Source organism: Stenotrophomonas rhizophila (assembly GCF_003651185.1).
In the GTDB taxonomy this organism is placed as follows: domain Bacteria; phylum Pseudomonadota; class Gammaproteobacteria; order Xanthomonadales; family Xanthomonadaceae; genus Stenotrophomonas; species Stenotrophomonas maltophilia_Z.
Genome location: NZ_RCDC01000008.1, coordinates 100,967 through 117,905 on the forward strand (window position 1 = coordinate 100,967; position 16,939 = coordinate 117,905).

General features: G+C 68.0%; 13 protein-coding genes. 8 read left to right on the top strand and 5 right to left on the bottom strand.

The features are described from left to right. Positions 1-141: 141 nt before the first annotated feature. Entirely contained in the window at positions 142-3,960 is a 3,819-nt protein-coding gene (locus BCL79_RS18305; protein ID WP_183073825.1) for a LamG-like jellyroll fold domain-containing protein, read from the top strand. 45 nt (positions 3,961-4,005) lie between these two features. On the opposite strand, the gene BCL79_RS18310 is transcribed toward BCL79_RS18305, so the two are convergent. From BCL79_RS18310 to BCL79_RS18330, 5 genes are all read right to left on the bottom strand, one after another. Then, complete coding sequence (locus BCL79_RS18310) at positions 4,006-4,845, bottom strand: PhzF family phenazine biosynthesis protein (RefSeq protein WP_121043800.1); 840 nt, start codon at positions 4,843-4,845, stop codon at positions 4,006-4,008. Positions 4,846-4,926: 81 nt separating this feature from the next. Beyond that, on the bottom strand, positions 4,927-5,517 hold the full coding sequence (locus BCL79_RS18315; protein ID WP_121043803.1) for a cysteine dioxygenase family protein: 591 nt from the start codon (positions 5,515-5,517) through the stop codon (positions 4,927-4,929). Between the two features lie 116 nt (positions 5,518-5,633). After that, the gene (locus BCL79_RS18320; RefSeq protein ID WP_121043806.1) at positions 5,634-6,497 is read right to left on the bottom strand and encodes a rhamnogalacturonan acetylesterase; all 864 of its coding nucleotides are present in this window, start codon (positions 6,495-6,497) and stop codon (positions 5,634-5,636) included. Next, the gene (locus BCL79_RS18325) at positions 6,497-8,119 is read right to left on the bottom strand and encodes a carboxylesterase/lipase family protein (RefSeq protein WP_121043808.1); all 1,623 of its coding nucleotides are present in this window, start codon (positions 8,117-8,119) and stop codon (positions 6,497-6,499) included. The genes BCL79_RS18320 and BCL79_RS18325 overlap by 1 nt, the downstream gene beginning before the upstream one ends. After that, the gene (locus tag BCL79_RS18330; RefSeq protein ID WP_428999474.1) at positions 8,112-9,104 is read right to left on the bottom strand and encodes an alpha/beta hydrolase; all 993 of its coding nucleotides are present in this window, start codon (positions 9,102-9,104) and stop codon (positions 8,112-8,114) included. The genes BCL79_RS18325 and BCL79_RS18330 overlap by 8 nt, the downstream gene beginning before the upstream one ends. Positions 9,105-9,254: 150 nt before the next feature. Between BCL79_RS18330 and BCL79_RS18335 the strand changes: the two genes are divergently transcribed. Genes BCL79_RS18335 through BCL79_RS18365 form a run of 7 tightly spaced genes read left to right on the top strand, consistent with a single transcriptional unit; the run spans position 9,255 to position 16,799 of the window. Next, entirely contained in the window at positions 9,255-10,076 is an 822-nt protein-coding gene (locus tag BCL79_RS18335) for a 2-keto-4-pentenoate hydratase (protein ID WP_121043811.1), read from the top strand. Positions 10,077-10,113: 37 nt separating this feature from the next. Beyond that, on the top strand, positions 10,114-11,118 hold the full coding sequence (locus BCL79_RS18340) for a TRAP transporter substrate-binding protein (protein WP_121043814.1): 1,005 nt from the start codon (positions 10,114-10,116) through the stop codon (positions 11,116-11,118). A 12-nt stretch (positions 11,119-11,130) separates the two neighbouring features. Then, the gene (locus BCL79_RS18345) at positions 11,131-11,661 is read left to right on the top strand and encodes a TRAP transporter small permease (RefSeq protein ID WP_121043817.1); all 531 of its coding nucleotides are present in this window, start codon (positions 11,131-11,133) and stop codon (positions 11,659-11,661) included. Between the two features lie 3 nt (positions 11,662-11,664). Continuing rightward, positions 11,665-12,948, top strand: a complete 1,284-nt coding sequence (locus BCL79_RS18350; RefSeq protein ID WP_121043820.1) for a TRAP transporter large permease — start codon at positions 11,665-11,667, stop codon at positions 12,946-12,948. Continuing rightward, positions 12,921-14,078: a pectate lyase gene (gene pelA / locus BCL79_RS18355; protein WP_121043823.1), complete on the top strand. Its 1,158-nt coding sequence runs from the start codon at positions 12,921-12,923 to the stop codon at positions 14,076-14,078. The genes BCL79_RS18350 and pelA overlap by 28 nt, the downstream gene beginning before the upstream one ends. 38 nt (positions 14,079-14,116) lie before the next feature. Further along, a complete protein-coding gene (locus BCL79_RS18360; RefSeq protein ID WP_121043826.1) occupies positions 14,117-15,697 on the top strand; it encodes a family 43 glycosylhydrolase in 1,581 nt (526 codons plus the stop codon). A gap of 43 nt (positions 15,698-15,740) precedes the next feature. Continuing rightward, a complete protein-coding gene (locus tag BCL79_RS18365; protein ID WP_121044030.1) occupies positions 15,741-16,799 on the top strand; it encodes a LacI family DNA-binding transcriptional regulator in 1,059 nt (352 codons plus the stop codon). The last annotated feature ends 140 nt before the right edge of the window (positions 16,800-16,939 follow it).

Below are 16,939 nucleotides of genomic sequence, written 5' to 3' on the forward strand. Positions count from 1 at the left end.
CCTGCCGCCACCTGTATCGCGCCCGTCCCTGTCCTTCTCTCCGGGATGGCGGGCGCGGTGCGGGGGCGGGAGGCCACCGTGAGCCGCTGACGCCCGCTGGTGGTTCCGCTGTACTGTTTCTGCTGTCGAAAGGAAGGTCCCATGCATCGCCCTGTCGCCCCCTTGATCCGTCCCTCCCGCCTGTCCGCCAGCCTGCTGGCGCTGCTGCTCGCCGGCAGTGGTACCGCCTGGGCGCAGACCGCACCGCAGCTGCTGTTCCACGTGTCGGCCGACCAGAGTCTGCAGGCCGATACCGCTGTGGGTGACCCGGTCCCCAACTTCGTGGACAAGGTGAAGCGGGTGCCCAACGGCGCGCATGGCAGCGCGATCGAATGGGCGGATGATGGCGTGTTGTCGTGGAACGCACCGGGCAACATCCAGGCACAGCGCGGCACACTCGGCTTCTTCTGGCGCTCGCGCTATGCGGTGGGTGAAGCGCCGTTCGTGATCTTCCGGGTCGGCTATGCCGACCACAGCAGCTGGGACATGGCCTGGCTGCGCATCGACTGGAATGGCCACGGCTTCGATGCCTTCGTCACCGATGCCAACCTGGCGCGCACGCGCGTGTCGTTCAAGCTCGACCAGAACCCCTCGCCGCAACAGTGGCAGCACATCGCCTTCGGCTGGGATGAGAACCACGGCGTGCGGCTGTACGTGGATGGCAGGGAGGTCGCCCGCCAGGAGACCACCGCCGACTACGATGCCGCACTCGATCAGCTCGGCCTGGCCGCGCGCGTGATGGCCCCCTACCAGGTGCAGAGCCGCTACAACTTCCTGCGCGGCAGCGATTTCGACGAGATCCGCGTCTATGACCGCCTGCTCGACCCAGCCGGCATGGCCGCGCTGGCCCGCAATGCCGCGCCCCGCACGGCAGTGGCCGAACCGGATCCGATGCGCGCCTGGCGCCATCGCCATGGCTGGGACGCTGCGCCGCCGCCGGCGCTGACCGCGCCGACCACCACGATCCGCAAGATCGAATTCGCCGATACCAAGGACCACAAGCAGTGGATGTGGAAGGCGACCGACGGCATCGCCGAAACCACCTGGCCGGGTGTCTACAACCGTTCACGGCTGCCGGGCCGCAACGATTACTTCCAGCTGCCGGACTGGAATACCTATGTAGAGGGTGGCCAGCAGCTCGACCTGACCCTGCCGGCCGGTGAGACCGTCAACCGCATCGAAGTGCGCGGCGCCGCCTTCGGCGGGTTGAGCCACAGTGTGGACGGCCAGCCAGCGCAGGCCCTGTTCGAGCGCCCGCAGGGAGTGGTCCGCAGCGTCAACCAGATCCCTGCGCAGGCGGGCGGCGTGCTGCACTTCCGCAATACCGCGCAGGAAACCCCGATCCAGGAAATCTGGGCGTACCAGGTCAGCGATGCCGCCGAGCCGGAGGGCACGGTCAAGCAGCGCTACCTGATCGACAGCCAGGCCCTGCCGGACTACACCAACATAGCGGCGCTGCGCGAGTACATCCAGGGCCGCTACCCGGCTGCCGAACGCAGCACGGTGATGGCGCTGCCCAAGGGCGCCGGCTCACGCAAGCGCACGGCCGATACGCTGCCCGCGCAGCCGATGCCGATCGTGCACGTGCTGATCCCTTCCGGCGTGAGCGACGCCCCGGCCGCACAGCCGCTGATCCGCAGCTGGGCACACAGCTGGGAGAACATGCATGACGGCCTGGACGGCATCGCGATCGATCTGCCGAAGCTGGATCTGCCCGCGACCCATGACGGCCTGATCCCGCTCAACATCCGCATCAAGGACCCGCTGTGGCCGGCGCGCGACATGATCGACGTGTCGGTCTCGGTCAAGCCGGGCCAGAAGCGCACGCTGTGGCTGGACCTGCGCGATCGCATCCTGACCGCCGACAGCCTGTGGATCTCCGTCGCGTCGGCCGCACCGGGGTTCAACGCCACCTCGCTGGACGGTGCGGAAATCCGCATGGTCTACAAGGACCGCGACGAGGCGAAGAAAGAACACATCGCCGACCGCTTCAACCAGGTGCGCGACAACTGGGGCTTCCTGGTCGAAGAACACACCACTTCCAAGCGCCAGCGCCTGTACGCGCGCGTGTACGCCGATCTCAGCGACCTGCTGCGGGTGGACCCGGACCACGAGCTCGGCCGCCTGTACTGGAACTACATCAGCTACAACAGCCAGGGCAAACCGCCGTTCACCCAGCCCGCGGCACCCAACGGCGTGCCGCTGTGGGCGTTCCGGCAGACCGAAGATCTCAAGTACGTGCGTCGCTTCATCGAATGGTGGATCGATAACCGCCAGATCGCCTACGGTGATTTCGGCGGCGGCATCTCCGACGATTCCGACCTGACCCAGCAGTGGCCGGGGCTGGCCCTGATGGGCGTGCAGCCGGACAAGCTCAATGCCTCGCTGACCGCGCTGTCCGATGCGGTGTACCGCAATGGCATGTTCAGCAACGGCCTGAGCACCATCGAGACCGACGAACTGCATTCCTACGAGGAGGGCATCAACACCAACAGCGCGATGCTCTACCTCAACTGGGGCGATCCGCTCACCGTCGAGCGCCTGATGGAAACGGTGAAGGCGTTCGACGAACGCATCATCCTGCCCAACCCGCAGGGCCATCTGCTGTTCTCCAGCAACTGGTTCGGCGGCAACAAGGTCTACCGCGAACCGAACTGGCAATGGCAGAAGCCGTATTCCTTCCCGGTCCTGCACCCGGCGTTCCTGATCGGCCAGTACAACGCTGATCCGACCGGCCGCAAGCTGGTCACGGGCCTGGCCGATGGCTACCTGGCCCACGCCTACACCGACGACAAGGGCCGCTGGGCACTGCCGAACGAGATCAACTGGGCAACCGGCAAGACCCGCGGCGGTGAGCTCAACAACGGCTCGGGCAGCGGCGACATCATGCACACCTTCTGGGCGGCATGGCGCTGGACGGGCGATGACAAGTACCTCAAGGCGCTGGATTATCGCGTCGAGCGCGGTGGGCCGGGGGCGCTGTCCAACCTGGGCGAGAACTATGTCGAGGCCCTCGGCCGCGGCGCCGAGTGGAACCCGCGCTTCATCAGCGATGCCGAGGGTGGCAGCACCGGCTTCGCCAGCCTGATGGCGTGGCAGGCCACCGGCGACAAGAAGTATCTGGAAGCGCTGCATGCCGACGGCATCCAGGCCAAGGCGCAGCGCGAATACATGAACACCGAAGGCCACTGGTGGTCCGACCGTGTCGAAGCGCCAAGCGAATTCCTGCAGCGTGCACGCCTGGGCGGCATCGCGCTCAAGCGCAACGAGAGCTGGCCGGGCCACACCGTGAGCTGGCGCTTCGCCCAGCCGCAGGCCGCCGAGCAGGTCGCGCTGCTGGTGCACGCGCCCTCGCCGGACCGCTTCAAGGTGATCGCCTACAACCTGGGCAAGCACGCGGTGGAGGCGGAGATGAGCACCTGGAACGTCACCGCCGGGCAATGGCGGATGACCAGCGGCGTGGACCGCAACGGCGATGACACCATCGACGGCAAGGCCACCACGCGTGATCTCACCCTGGAACGCAGTGCCTCGACCACGCTGCGGTTCGTGCCGGGCCAGAGCCAGGTGTTCGAATTTGAGCTGGTGCAGGCCGGCACGCCGGTCGAACAGCGGCCCGACCTCGGCATCGGGCGCGGCGATGTGCGCGTGGACGGGCGCCAGGTGCAGGTGACCGTGCACAGCCTGGGCCATGTCGCGACCGGTGTGGGCGTGGCAGTGCTGGAAGATGCCAGGGGCCGTGAGCTGGCCCGGGCCGAGATTCCGAGGTTGGCGGCGCCGAGCGACCTGCTGCCGAAGACCACGATTGTCAGCCTGCCGTTGCCGGCCGGGGATCGCGGTGGCCTGCGCGTACGGGTGATGCAGGCCGACGGTGCGGCCGAAGTGACCCAGCGCAACAATGGGGTGGCGCTGGACCCGTAACGCCATGCGGTGCATGGCGCTGCCGGCTCCCGGCCCCTGTCTGGCTCACAGCGTGACCTGCCCCTGGATGCAGGTCACACAGTCGCCACCGATCCACAACGCATCGCCCACCCGCTCCACCCGCAGCCGCCCGGCACGGCCGATCGCCGTGCCCTGGCTGATCACATAGCGATCCGGTGCTTCGCCGGTGGCCAGCAGCCAGCGCGCGATGCCGGCATTGAGGCTGCCCGTGGCCGGGTCTTCCGGCGCGCCGTCGCCGGCAATGAAGGCGCGGCTCTCGTACTGGGCCTCGTCTCCATCACTGGGCAGCCAAGGCCCGAACACACCCACCTTCACGCCCTCCAGCTGCGCATAGTCCGGCTGGACCGCAAGTACGGCCGCACGATCACGCAGGCGCAGTGCCAGCCAGCCGGTACCGTTGTCTGCCCAGCGCGCGTCCACGACGTCCTCCGCGGCTACGCCGAGACCGCGGCGCACCTGTTCGCGCAGTGCCGGTGCCAAGGGCTCGCCGCGCAGCAGCGGCGGCGCCAGGAATGCCAGACCGGACGCGCTGCGCCGTATCCGCACCAGGCCGATCCCGCACTCCTGCACGATCTCCTCGCCCTTCGGCACGCCACCATGCGCCAGCCACGCATGGCAGCTGCCCAGGGTGGGATGCCCGGCGAACGGCAGCTCTTCCAGCGTGGTGAAGATGCGCACGCGATAATCCGCCTGCGGATCGGTCGGCGGCAGCAGGAAGGTGGTCTCGCTCAGGTTGGTCCAGCGGGCGAACGCGGTCATGCGAGCGTCGTCCACGCCTTCTGCATCGAGCACCACGGCCAGCGGATTGCCGCGCAGCGGATCCTGGCTGAAGACATTGACCTGTTGGAACGGCAGCGTAGGCATGGCGGAACGTCGGGAAACGGGTGGAGTGCGCATGATGCGCGGCACCGCGGCGTCGGGTCGAGCGCTGCGCCCGGTCGCACCCTAGGCTGCGTCGGTTTCCATCACCTGCACGCGGCGCTGGTACCAGCCGTCGGCCTCGGGTTCGAAGACGGCGCTGCGGGTCATCTCGCCCTGGTACACGTGTACCGAGATCGCCAGGTCGTCATCGCTGGTGTTGCGGATGGTGTGGTACTCGTGCGGCGGGATCAGGCTGCCGGCACTGCCGCAGTCGCCCAGCACGGGCGGCTCCGGGCGGAAACGGAAGCGTTCGCCGTCGCGCTCCAGCAGCTGGTACTGGGTGATCGCCAGCTGGCCCAGCCAGACCCCCTCCACGCACCACAGCCCGCTATGGTCGTGCAGCGGCGTGCCCTGCCCCGGCCCCCAGCTCATGGCGACGATGCTGTAGCCGTGCTCCGGGCTGCGATACAGCTCGCGGCGGGCATAGTGATCCTCGATCGGGTGGTGCACGCAGGCCGGCAGCTGGATGCGGCTGTCGGCGATCGCCTCGCGCAACGCCGCGCGCAGCGTGGCGGCGATCTGGTGCGCGTGCTCGTGCTGGACGGCATGGTCGACGGCGGCGATCAATCGATCACGGCCATGGAACGGAGGAAACGGGTTGCATTGGTCTTGCATGCCCCGAGTCTAGGCGATCCCGGTGAACAGCGTGTTTGACCTGAATCACATCCAATCGACCCACAATCCCCGACGTAGCAATCTATTCGAAAGAATTCGAAGGGTCCGCCTATCGATCAGGGAATCAGCAACGGTCGCAACGACGGGACCTGCCGGGCCAGTTCCTCGGTGACCAGCGTGGCGAACAGCGCCGCGCCATCCGGGCCCAGGTGGGTGTAATCGAACGCGACCTTGGCCTGCCCCATGGGCTCGGTGACGGCGTTGTTCTGCGCGGCCGGTGCGCCAGCCACGGGCGCTGCGCCCACAGTCGTGCCCTCCAGCGCTGCGCTGACCTGGGCGGGCGTGGCGGCCGCCTGCGCCAGCGGCATGGCCGCGACCGGCCCCAGCGCCTGTACCACCGCGCGGCTGCGCGCGTGCAGGTCCACCAGGGGCACCTCCAGCTCGCGCGCCACGGCGCGGACCGCCTCGGCCCAGGGGGCCAGGTCATCGATCAGCACGCCATCGGCGAACTGGCGTCGGGTCAACGGGGTCAGCAGCACCGGCTGCGCACCGGCGGCACGGATCTCACGCACATAGCGGCGCAGGTTGTCCGGGAACTCGCGCTGCAGATCGGTGGAGCGGCCCGGCTTGCCGGGCTGGTCGTTGTGGCCGAACTGGACCAGTACCCATGTGGTGGCATAGCCGGGCGTGCGCATCTCCGCCTCGGCCAGCGCCCACGAGCCCTCGGCGCGGTAGTTGTAGGTACTGCGGCCGCCACGGGCCAGGTTGGTGCAGGTCAGGAACGAGGTCACGTGCCGCGCGCAGAAGGCCGGGCCCCAGCCGCCCTGCACGGCCGTGGTGGAATCACCGACCAGCACGATCTTGCTGGCCCGGATCGGGGTCGGGGCCGGGCGATCCAGCACCGCCGGATCCACGGCGGCCTGCGCCGCGCTCATCAGGCCGAACAGCGCGCTGCCCAGCAGCCAGGACGTACACCGCATCAGAACGTACCTCGTTGAATGAAGGGGGCCTGCTGATAGAGGCGACGCTCGCCACCGCGCGGGTCGTCGGCCTGCTGTGGGGGGGTATCGAACAGCATCGTTTCGCGGCGGGCCAGCGAATAGGTCTGCCAGCGTGGCAGTCCGCCGTGATTTGGATCGCCATGGCGGGCGAAGGCGATCAAGGCCTCGCTCATCGTGGCCGCCACGCGGGTCGCCGCTTCGCTGTCACCGGTGCGCGAGCCGGGCCGATCGGTGGTATCGAACACCAGCGGGATATCCAGCGTGTGGAACGCGCCAAACTTGCCGCCGTCCAGCGGCGAGCCCCAATCGAGTTGATAGGCCCAGGTGGGTGCGCCCTGGCGCGCACGCGCCTCCAGTTCCTCCACCGCACCGCGCCACGAACGACCGGCGGTGGTGGCCGCGAAGAACACTTCCGAAGGCGTGTAATGCGGATACAGGCGGCGGTACTCGGCGATCACCACCGAGGGCAGCAGGTCCACGTACTGCTCTTTTTCCAGCTTGGCCGGCAGCGTCTCCCAGGTCAGTGCGAAGTTGGCCGGGTCGTTGCCGAGGAAAGCGCGGGTTTCATCGTGGGTGTTGCCGATCACCATCGGAATCCCGGCGGACTGCGCGGGCGCCTCCGGCCAGAACGGATGCACCGGCAACGAACGCCCGTCGAGCACCGGCCCGACGTAGAGACTGCTGTTCTCCACGCGCGAAGGGTCGCGCGCACGGGTGGCGGCCAGCAGCGCTTCCATCGGCATCGTGCGCAACGCGTCGGCATCGGCTGCGCCCACCGCCTGCATCGCGATCTGCGCGCGCTGGGTGGCGGCACGCGGGCCGGCCGCGGTCACCTGCTGCCCGCTCATGGTCCACGCGCGCTGGAACAGGCCGCGCGCGGCGGGCATGGCCATCAGCGTGGCGATCTTCGCGCCGCCGCCGGATTGCCCCACCACGGTGATGTTGCCCGCATCGCCGCCGAACTCGGGCGCATGCTGGCGCACCCACTGCAGCGCCTGGACCAGATCGAGCTGGCCGACGTTGCCGGAATCGGCGAAACGCGCATCGCCCAGCTGCGCCAGGTACAGATAGCCGAACACATTGAGGCGATGGTTGACCGTGACCACCACCACGTCGCCGCGCCGGCACAACGCGCTGCCGTCGTACAGCGGGTCGCTGCCCGAGCCGTTGTTGTAGGCGCCGCCGTGGATGTAGAACACGATCGGGCGCTTGCCGCCATCGCGCAGCGCCGGGGTCCACACATTGAGGTAGAGGCAGTCTTCGCTGCCCGGCCCTTCGCTGCCGCCCTGCGGCGCGGCATTGCCGTACGCCAGCGCATCACGCACGCCGCGCCAGGCCGATTCCTGCACGGCCGGCTGGAAGCGCCGGGCGGCGGTATCGGCGCCGTAGGGAAGGCCGCGGAACACGTGGATGCCCTGCTCCTGCTGCCCGCGCACGCGGCCACTGCGCACGCGCGCCAGCGGCGCGGCATCGTGGCGCGGGCCGGGCACGCCCGCGAAGGCGGGCAGCAGGGGCAGGCTGGTCGCACCGAGCATCACGGCATAGCGCGCGCTGTCGCGCAGGAAACGGCGCCGCTGCAGGTCGGCGGGGGAATCAGTCATGGCGCGCGGGCTCCGTGTGGCGCGAGGGAATCCAGCGCAGCGCCAGCTCAGGCCACTGCGCGGCGGTCAAACCGGCCGGGATGCGCACGCCGAAGCCATGGCCGCCGAACGGGAACAGATGCATTTCGGTGGTGACACCGGCGCGCAGCAGCGCCTGGTAATACACCAGGCTGTTGTGCACCGAGACCACGTTGTCGTCCTGCGCATGCACCAGGAAGGTCGGCGGCGTATCGGCGCGGACCTGATCCTGCATCGAAAACTGCTGCTGCAGCGCCGCATCCGGATGCGGCCCGAGCAGACGGGTACGCGAGCCGGTATGCGCATGCGTGCCCATGTCGATCACCGGGTAGATCAGCAGCGCGACATCCGGCCGCGCGCTGAGCGCATCGATGGCATCGCGATGCGGATAGGCCGGTGCATCGAAGCCGTTGCTCAACCGCGCGGCAACGTGCCCGCCGGCCGAGAAACCCATCACCCCGATGCGCTGCGGATCAATCTGCCATCGCGCGGCATCGGCGCGGATCACCCGCATCGCACGCTGGGCATCGGCCAGTGCGGCCTGGCGATCACTGCGGCCGGCGGGCAGCCGGTAACGCAGCACGAACAGGGTCACCCCACCCTGCTCGACGAACGCCGGCACCAGCGCGGTGCCTTCCTTGTCGAGCACGATGCGCTGATAGCCGCCGCCCGGCACCACCAGCAGGGCGCTGCCATTCGGGCGCGCCGGCCGGTATACGACCAGGTAGGGCGCACTGACGTTGTCGATGTAGCGGTCCGTCAGCGCCGGATCGCGGCTGCGCTCGATCACGTTGGGCACGGTGGCCGGGCCGCCTTCGCCGGGCACCTGGCCGTCCGGCCACAGCACGATGCGATCGGGGGCGCCGGCGGCCGGTTCGGTTTCCGGTACGGCACGCTCGGCCGCGTGGGCCAGGCCGCCGGCCAGCAGCAGGAGAGTCAGCATGGGCAACGCGAGGAAGCGGCGCATCCGGGTACGTCCTTGGGCATGGGAACAGGCATCGTGCCTGACCGGCAGCCGTTCTGATGCGCTGCACATTGCCAATGACACCGGTTTACCATATACAGCACATCCAACCGCTGTCGATTGGCAGTGCAACAATTTTTCCGGGAGACCCGCTTGAGCAACGACCACGGCAAACAGGACCTGCCCGACCAGGGGTTGGGCGAGATCGCCCGGCACTTCGTCAGCGCCCGCCAACACGGCCAATCCCTGCCCGATTTCCCGGGAACGATCCCGGAAGACCTGGTCACCGCCTATCAGGTACAGGACCAGGCCATCGGCCTGTGGGACGACCAGGTGGTCGGCTGGAAGGTCGGCTACATCGCCGCCGAGCGCCGCGATGCCTCGGGCGATGATCGCCTGCTGGGCCCCATCTTCTCGCGTCAGCTCTGGAATGCTACCGGTGGAACAGTCGAGATTCCGGTGTTCGTCGGCGGGTTCGGCGCGGTCGAGGCCGAGTACGTGATCCAGCTGCAGGAAGACGCCCCGGCGGACAAGCTGCACTGGACCCCCGAAGAGGCCGAGGCGCTGCCCGCCAGGCTTTTCATCGGTGTGGAAGTGGCCAGCAGCCCGCTGGCGACGATCAACAAGCTCGGCCCGCGCGTGGTGGTGTCGGACTTCGGCAACAACAACGGCCTGGTGCTGGGCACCGAGATCGCGGACTGGACGCGCCTGGATGACGCCGACCTGCGTGCGGAAACCCGCATCGAAGGCGAGGTGGTCGGCACCGGTGGCGCGACCCTGCTGCCCGGTGGCCTGCGCACCGCCTATGCGTTCGCGCTGGGGCGTTCGGCGCAGCGTGGGCGGCCGTTGAAGGCCGGCGATCTGATCGCCAGTGGCAACGCCACCGGCATCCACGACATCGCCGTGGGCCAGCAAGCATTGATCCGTTTCGTCGGCTACGGCGACATTACCTGCAAGGCCATCGCCGCCGGATAACCGCGCGGACATGGCGAGCACGCTTGGGAGGGCGCAGATGTTCACTCGCAGAAGTTTCCTGGCTACCAGTCTGGGCGCGCTTGCCGCGCCCGCGCTGACAGCCTGTTCGCGGTCATCCAACGCCGCACCGGCCGGTGCGCAGCTGTTGACCGCCACCGACGTCCACGTCGCCGATTACCCCACCGTCACCGCGGTGAAATGGATCGGGAAGACGCTGGAAGAAAAAACCGGCGGCCGGCTGCGGCTGCGCCAGTACCACTCCGGCCAGCTCGGCCGTGAGTCCGAGGCGATCGACATGGCCCGCTTCGGCGCCATCGATATCACCCGCGTCTACTCCGGCGCGCTCAACAACGCGTTTCCGCTGACCCAGGGCCTGTGCCTGCCGTATGTGTTCGAGTCGGTGGCGCACATGCGCCGCGCGCTCGATGGCGGCGTCGCCGATACGGTCCTGCAGGGCTTTGAAACGCGCGATCTGGTCGGCCTGGCCATCTACGATTCCGGTGCGCGCTGCTTCTACAACACCAAGCACCCCATCGTGGAGCCCAAGGACCTGCACGGCCTCAAGCTGCGCGTGGCCTCCTCGGACATCTTCATCCAGCTGATGCGCCTGCTCGGTGCCAACCCGACCCCGATGTCGCTGGGCGACACCTTCTCGGGCATGGAAACGCACATGATCGACGGTGCGGAAAACAACATGCGCAGCTTCCACTCCAGCCGTCATTTCGAGGCCGCGCACTACTGGTCGCAGAGCGATCACTCCTACGCACCGGACGTGCTGCTGATGTCGCGCCAGAGCTTCGATGCGCTGAGCCCGGCCGACCGCACCCTGGTGATCGAGACCGCACGTGAATCGGTGCAGGTGATGCGCGAGCAGTGGGATGCCTCGGAAAACAACGCCCGCCAGGCCGTGGCCGATTTCGGCATCAGATTCAACGAGGTCGACATGCCGGCCTTCCGCAAGGCCGCCGACCCGCTCCTGCAGCGTTACCTGCAGCAGCCGGAGCTGGCCGCCCTCACCCGTCGCATCCGCGACTTCGCCTGAGGCTCCGACGCGATGTCCGACTCGACTTCCGAAACCGTCATCACCCCCACCGCGCCGCAGCGCCTGCTCAACGTGATCGCCGATGTGGCGATCTACATTGCCGTCATCGCCCTGCTCGGCCTGGTGGTGGTGCAGGGCTGGCAGGTGTTCGCCCGCTATGTGATCAATGATTCGCCCAGCTGGACCGAGCCGGTCACGCTGCTCCTGCTGGCCACGGCGATGAGCCTGGGTGCGGCCACCGGCGTGCATACTCGCCGCCACTTCGGCTTCTTCCTGCTGGCCGCGCACATGGGCCCGGGCCTGCGCCGTGCGGTGGACGTGTTCGCCGCGCTGGTGGTGGCCGTGCTGGGCGTGGTCATCGCCTGGTGGGCGGCCGTGCTGCTGATGGACGGCCTGGATATCAAGGCCGCCGGCGCCCACCTGCCGCAGAGCATCAACTACCTGCCCCTGTCGATCGGTGGCGCCTTGATGGCGATCTTCGCCGCGAACCAGATGGCGCTGGCTGTACGGCCGGCCGATGCCGTTGCCGAGGGAGATCGCTGAGTCATGGGTATTACGATTCTTTTCACCGTGTTCGCGGTGCTGTTGCTGCTCGGTGTGCCGGTCGCGTTCGCGCTGGCCGCCGCCGCCCTGGCCACCCTGTGGTACCTGGATCTGCCGACGCTGGTGCTGGTCCAGCAGATCTCCGCCGGTACCGGCTCGGCTTCACTGATCGCCATTCCCTTGTTCATCTTCGCCGGTGAAATCATGATGCGCGGCGGCATCTCCGAGCGCCTGATCTCACTGGCATCCTCGCTGGTGGGGCGCATGCGCGGTGGCCTGGGCCAAGTGTCGATCCTGTCCTCGCTGTTCTTCGGCGGTGTGTCCGGCTCGGCCATCGCCGATGTCTCGGCGGTCGGTGGCACGATGATCCCGCAGATGGTCAAGCGCGGTTACGACCGCGACTTCGCGGTCAACGTCAGCATCACCGCCGCGCTGGTGGCGCTGCTGGTACCGCCGTCGCACAACCTGATCCTGTTCTCGGCCGCCGCCGGTGGTGGGCTGTCGATCGCCGATCTGTTCGCGGCCGGTATCGTGCCGGCGCTGCTGATGACCGTCGTCCTGATGATCACCGGCTATCTCGTGGCACGCCGCCGCGGTTACGGCGTGGAGATCTTCCCGGGCTGGCGTGCGGTGCTGCTGCGCCTGGTCTCGGCGCTGCCTGGCCTGGGCCTGGTCGCGCTGATCTTCATCGGTATCCGTGCCGGCATCTTCACCGCGGTGGAGAGCGCGGCGATCGCCGTGGTCTACGCGCTGCTGGTGACCACCGTGCTGTACCGCCAGCTGGACTGGCGCGAGTTCCTCGGCACGGTCACCCATGCCGCGCGCAGCACCGGTGTGATCCTGTTCGTGATCGCCACGGCGGCCGTGTTCGGTTGGCTGCTGGCGTATCTGGAAGTGCCGTCGGCCGCGGTCAACTTCCTGCAGTCGTTCGCGCACAGCCAGTTCATGGTGCTGTTGATGATCGTGGTCATGCTGTTGCTGCTGGGCACCTTCATGGACCTGGCGCCGATGATCCTGATCTGCACGCCGATCTTCCTGCCGGTGGCCAAGGCCTACGGCATCGATCCGATCCACTTCGGCCTGGTGCTGGTGCTGACCGGTGGCCTGGGCCTGGTGACACCGCCGGTGGGCTCGGTGCTGTTCATCGGTACCGCGATCGGCAAGATCAGCGTCGGTGAGAGCATGCGCTCGATCTGGCCGTTCTGGTTCGCTGCGCTGGGCGTGCTGTTGATCGTCACCTTCTTCCCGGAAATGTCGCTGTGGCTGCCCGCCCTGCTGCGCGCGTAAGCGTGCGGCGGCTCGCGGTACTGCTGTGGATCGCCCTGCCCTGCGCCGTCATGGCGCAGGGCCAGGACATCCCGCTGCGCGGCTTCCAGGACGGCATCAACCATTGGCAGAGCGGGCACGGCACGGACTACCCGCGCTATGCCCCCGATCAGTACCGACAGATCGCCGACACCCTGGTGGCGCTGCAACGCCATGGCGGCGGCTGGGCGGTCAACCAGGATCCGCAGCGGATCCTCGACGATGCCGCCAAGGCACAGGTGCTGGCTGACCAGGCCACGCCGGGCGGCAGCTTCGACAACCGCAACATCTACACCCAGGTCAGCTACCTGGCCGAGGCCTTCGCGCGCAGCGGCGATGCCCGCTACCGCGACGCGGCCGTGCGCGGCCTGGATTTCATCCTCGCCGAGCAGGTCCCCCGCTGTGGCGGCTGGCCGCATTCGGTGCCCTCGCGCACCTCGTACCACGGGCACATCACGTTCGCTGACGACGTCACCAGCGGCGTGCTGACCACGCTCCGGCGCATCCAGCGTGAACCGGCGTTCGGCTTCATCACCGCCGATCAACGTGCCCGCGTGGACGCGGCCGTGACCGCCGGTGATGCCTGCCTGCTGCGCCTGCAGGTGCGCCAGGACGGCGTGCCGACGATCTGGGCCGGGCAGTACGACCGCACCACCCTGCTGCCCGCGCAGGGGCGGAAATTCGAACTGCCGGCGCTGGTCACCGACGAGAGTGTCGGCGTGGTCCGCTACCTGATGTCGATCCCGGATCCTTCGCCGCAGGTGGTCGCCTCGGTCAACGCCGCGATGGCGTGGTTCCAGACCCACGCGTTGACCGGGTGGCGGCTGGAGACCTTCGAAACGACGCCGGAACAGTTCGCGTTCCACCGCACCACGGTCGACCGCCGCCTGGTCGCCGATGCGGGCGCGCCGCCGCTGTGGGGGCGCTTCCACGACCTGCACGACAGTGGCGTGCTGCTGGCCAACCGCGAGGGCGAACGCGTCGCCACGTTCAACGACATCCCGCGCGAGCGCCGCACCGGCTATCACTGGTACGGCACCTGGCCGCAGGCCCTGATCACCACCGAGTACCCACGCTGGCAACAGCGTCTTGCCGGGACCGGGGCGCGCTGAGCGCAGCCGGCCCACGATACGTTCAAGGGAGAAAGACGATGCACCTGAGGAAGACCCTGGCCAGCTTCGCCACCGCTTGCCTGCTGCTGGCAGGCGCCGGCCACTCCGCCGAGCCGGCCACCCACTGGACGCGCGGGATCGAGAACCAGCGCCAGGCCGATCTGGGCAACGGCACCTTCCTCAATCCGGTGTTCGCCGGTGATCGCCCGGATCCTTCCGTGCTCAAGGATGGCGAGGATTACTACCTCACGCTGTCCTCGTTCGATGCCTACCCCGGCCTGCCGATCTGGCACTCGCGCGATCTGGTCAACTGGCAGCCGCTGGGCCACGCGATCACCAGGAACGTAGGTGCGATCTGGGCCCCGGACATCGTCAAGCACGGCAGCCGCTATTACATCTATTTCCCGGCCCGCACCGGCGAAACCCGCAGCAACTTCGTGGTCTGGGCCGACAGCATCAACGGCCCGTGGAGCGAGCCGATCGACATCGGCCTGGGCGGCTACATCGATCCCGGCCATGCGGTGGGCGAAGACGGCAAGCGCTATCTGTTCCTCAGCGGTGGCGACTACGTGCAGCTGGCCGATGACGGCCTGAGCGTGGTCGGCACGCCCAAGCACGTCTACGACGGCTGGAAATACCCGGAAAGCTGGGACGTGGAGGCCTATGCGCAGGAAGGCCCGAAGATCAATTTCCGCGATGGTTGGTACTACATGACCACTGCTGTGGGCGGCACCGCCGGCCCGCCGACCGGGCACATGGTGATCACCGCGCGCTCGCGCTCGATCCACGGCCCGTGGGTGAATGCGCCGAACAACCCGATCATGCGCACCCGGTCGGCCGCCGAGCCGTGGTGGTCGCGCGGCCATGCCACGGTCATTGAAGGCACCGACGGGCGCTGGTGGATGATGTATCACGGCTACGAGAACGGGTACTGGACGCTGGGCCGCCAGGCGCTGCTGGAGCCGATCGAATGGACCGCCGATGGCTGGTTCGTGGCCAAGGGCGGTGACCTCGGCCAGCCGCTCGCCAAACCGTCGGGCACCTCGGTCGGCCAGCACGGCATGGCCTTGTCCGACGATTTCCGCGGCAGCACGCTCGGTGCGCAGTGGTCGTTCTTCAACCCGGCCCAGGACGAGTACAAGCGTTTGGCCTTCACCGGCAAGGGCATGGTGCTGCAGGGCAAGGGCAGCACCCCGCGCGACAGCTCGCCGCTGACCGCCATCGCCGGCGACAAGGCCTACCAGTTCGAGGTCGAGATGGAGATCGCCCCGGGCGCGGTGGGCGGTGCCCTGCTCTACTACAGCGACCGCCTGTATGTGGGCGTGGGCAGCAACGGCGAGAAGTTCATCATGCACCGCTACGGCGAGGAGCGCCCCACCCGGCTGACCCCCAGCGCCACCGGCGGCACGCTGTGGCTGCGGGTGACCAACAACCGCCATATCGTCACCATCCACTCCAGCACGGATGGTAAAACCTGGCAGAAGTACCCGGTTCAGATGGAAGTCTCCGGCTACCATCACAATGTGGCAGGCAAGTTCCTGGCCCTGAAGCCGGCGATCTATGCTGCTGGCGACGGCAAGGTCCAGTTCCGGAATTTCCGCTACCGCGCCCTCGATTGAGCTCCCCGCTAGAATCCCTTGACTCATCCCCGGTTTGAACGACATGTCATTGCGCAGCAAAACCGATCCGTCGCCGCACGGATTGACCAAAGGCAAGGCCGCCACGATCAACGACATCGCGCGTCTGTCCGGGGTATCGAAGAAGACCGTTTCGCGCATCATCAACAACTCACCGCTGGTGCGTAAGGACACGCGCGAGAAGGTTGAAGCACTGATGCGCGAGGTCGGTTACACGCCCGATCCGCTGGCCCGCGGGCTGGCCTTCCGGCGCTCGTTCCTGATCGGCATGGTGTACGACAACCCGACCGCCCAGTACATCGTGGACATGCAGTACGGCGCGCTGGATGCGCTGCGCGGCTCCAGCTTCGAGCTGGTCGTGCACCCCTGCGATTCGCGCAGCCCCGGCTACATCGACGGTGTGCGCCGCTTCGTGCAGCAGCAGAAGCTGCACGGCGTGATCCTGGTGCCACGTGCCTCCGAAGACCAGGCGCTGGTGGACATGCTCGATGAAATCGGCTGCCGCTTCACCCGGATCGCCTCGCTGCCGCTGGATGATACCTCGCAGATGGTGGTCACCCACGACCGCGACGGTGCCGCCGAAGCGGCCGATTACCTGCTCTCGCTGGGCCACCGCGACATCGCCCTGGTGACCGGCCCGAGTGCCTACCGCTCGGCGCACGAACGCACCGCCGGCTTCATCGATGCCCTCGCCAAGCGCGGCATCGAGCTTCCCCCGGCACGCATCGTGGAGGCCGGTTACACCTTCGAATCCGGTGTGGCCGCGGCCGAGAAGCTGCTGCTGGGCAAGCAGCGCCCGACCGCCATCTTCACCGGCAACGATGAAATGGCCGCCGGTATCTACAAGGTCGCGCTGCGTGCGGGCATCAACATCCCGCGCCAGCTCTCGATCATCGGCTACGACGACAGCCCGCTGGCCTCGCGCCTGTGGCCGTCGCTGACCTCGGTGCGCCGGCATACCCGCGACACCGGCCGCACAGCGGCGGCGATGCTGATCCAGCCCGACGGCCAAGCCGTGATGCAGCACGCCAGCGTCCGCCCGCACCTGATCGTGCGCGACTCCTGCCAGCCCCCCGAGGATTGACGCCCAAGGCGTCAACCCTCGGTAGGTCACGACCGTTGGTCGTGACGCTTCTTCTGTCGTCCCCCCTGTTCTGTCGTGTCGCCTTCTGTCCCGACCCCGTCCGCGGGCCACCCGGCCTATCGTGCGCTGCAAAATGACAC

What these genes read in the sequence shown, in the direction of transcription:
- BCL79_RS18365 (WP_121044030.1), top strand. Translation starts at nt 15,741, where the DNA reads ATGTCATTGCGCAGCAAAACCGATCCGTCGCCGCACGGATTGACCAAA.
- BCL79_RS18340 (WP_121043814.1), top strand. Translation starts at nt 10,114, where the DNA reads ATGTTCACTCGCAGAAGTTTCCTGGCTACCAGTCTGGGCGCGCTTGCC.
- BCL79_RS18305 (WP_183073825.1), top strand. Translation starts at nt 142, where the DNA reads ATGCATCGCCCTGTCGCCCCCTTGATCCGTCCCTCCCGCCTGTCCGCC.
- BCL79_RS18320 (WP_121043806.1), bottom strand. Translation starts at nt 6,497, where the DNA reads ATGCGGTGTACGTCCTGGCTGCTGGGCAGCGCGCTGTTCGGCCTGATG.
- BCL79_RS18345 (WP_121043817.1), top strand. Translation starts at nt 11,131, where the DNA reads ATGTCCGACTCGACTTCCGAAACCGTCATCACCCCCACCGCGCCGCAG.
- BCL79_RS18360 (WP_121043826.1), top strand. Translation starts at nt 14,117, where the DNA reads ATGCACCTGAGGAAGACCCTGGCCAGCTTCGCCACCGCTTGCCTGCTG.
- BCL79_RS18330 (WP_428999474.1), bottom strand. Translation starts at nt 9,104, where the DNA reads ATGCGCCGCTTCCTCGCGTTGCCCATGCTGACTCTCCTGCTGCTGGCC.
- BCL79_RS18310 (WP_121043800.1), bottom strand. Translation starts at nt 4,845, where the DNA reads ATGCCTACGCTGCCGTTCCAACAGGTCAATGTCTTCAGCCAGGATCCG.
- BCL79_RS18325 (WP_121043808.1), bottom strand. Translation starts at nt 8,119, where the DNA reads ATGACTGATTCCCCCGCCGACCTGCAGCGGCGCCGTTTCCTGCGCGAC.
- BCL79_RS18350 (WP_121043820.1), top strand. Translation starts at nt 11,665, where the DNA reads ATGGGTATTACGATTCTTTTCACCGTGTTCGCGGTGCTGTTGCTGCTC.
- BCL79_RS18315 (WP_121043803.1), bottom strand. Translation starts at nt 5,517, where the DNA reads ATGCAAGACCAATGCAACCCGTTTCCTCCGTTCCATGGCCGTGATCGA.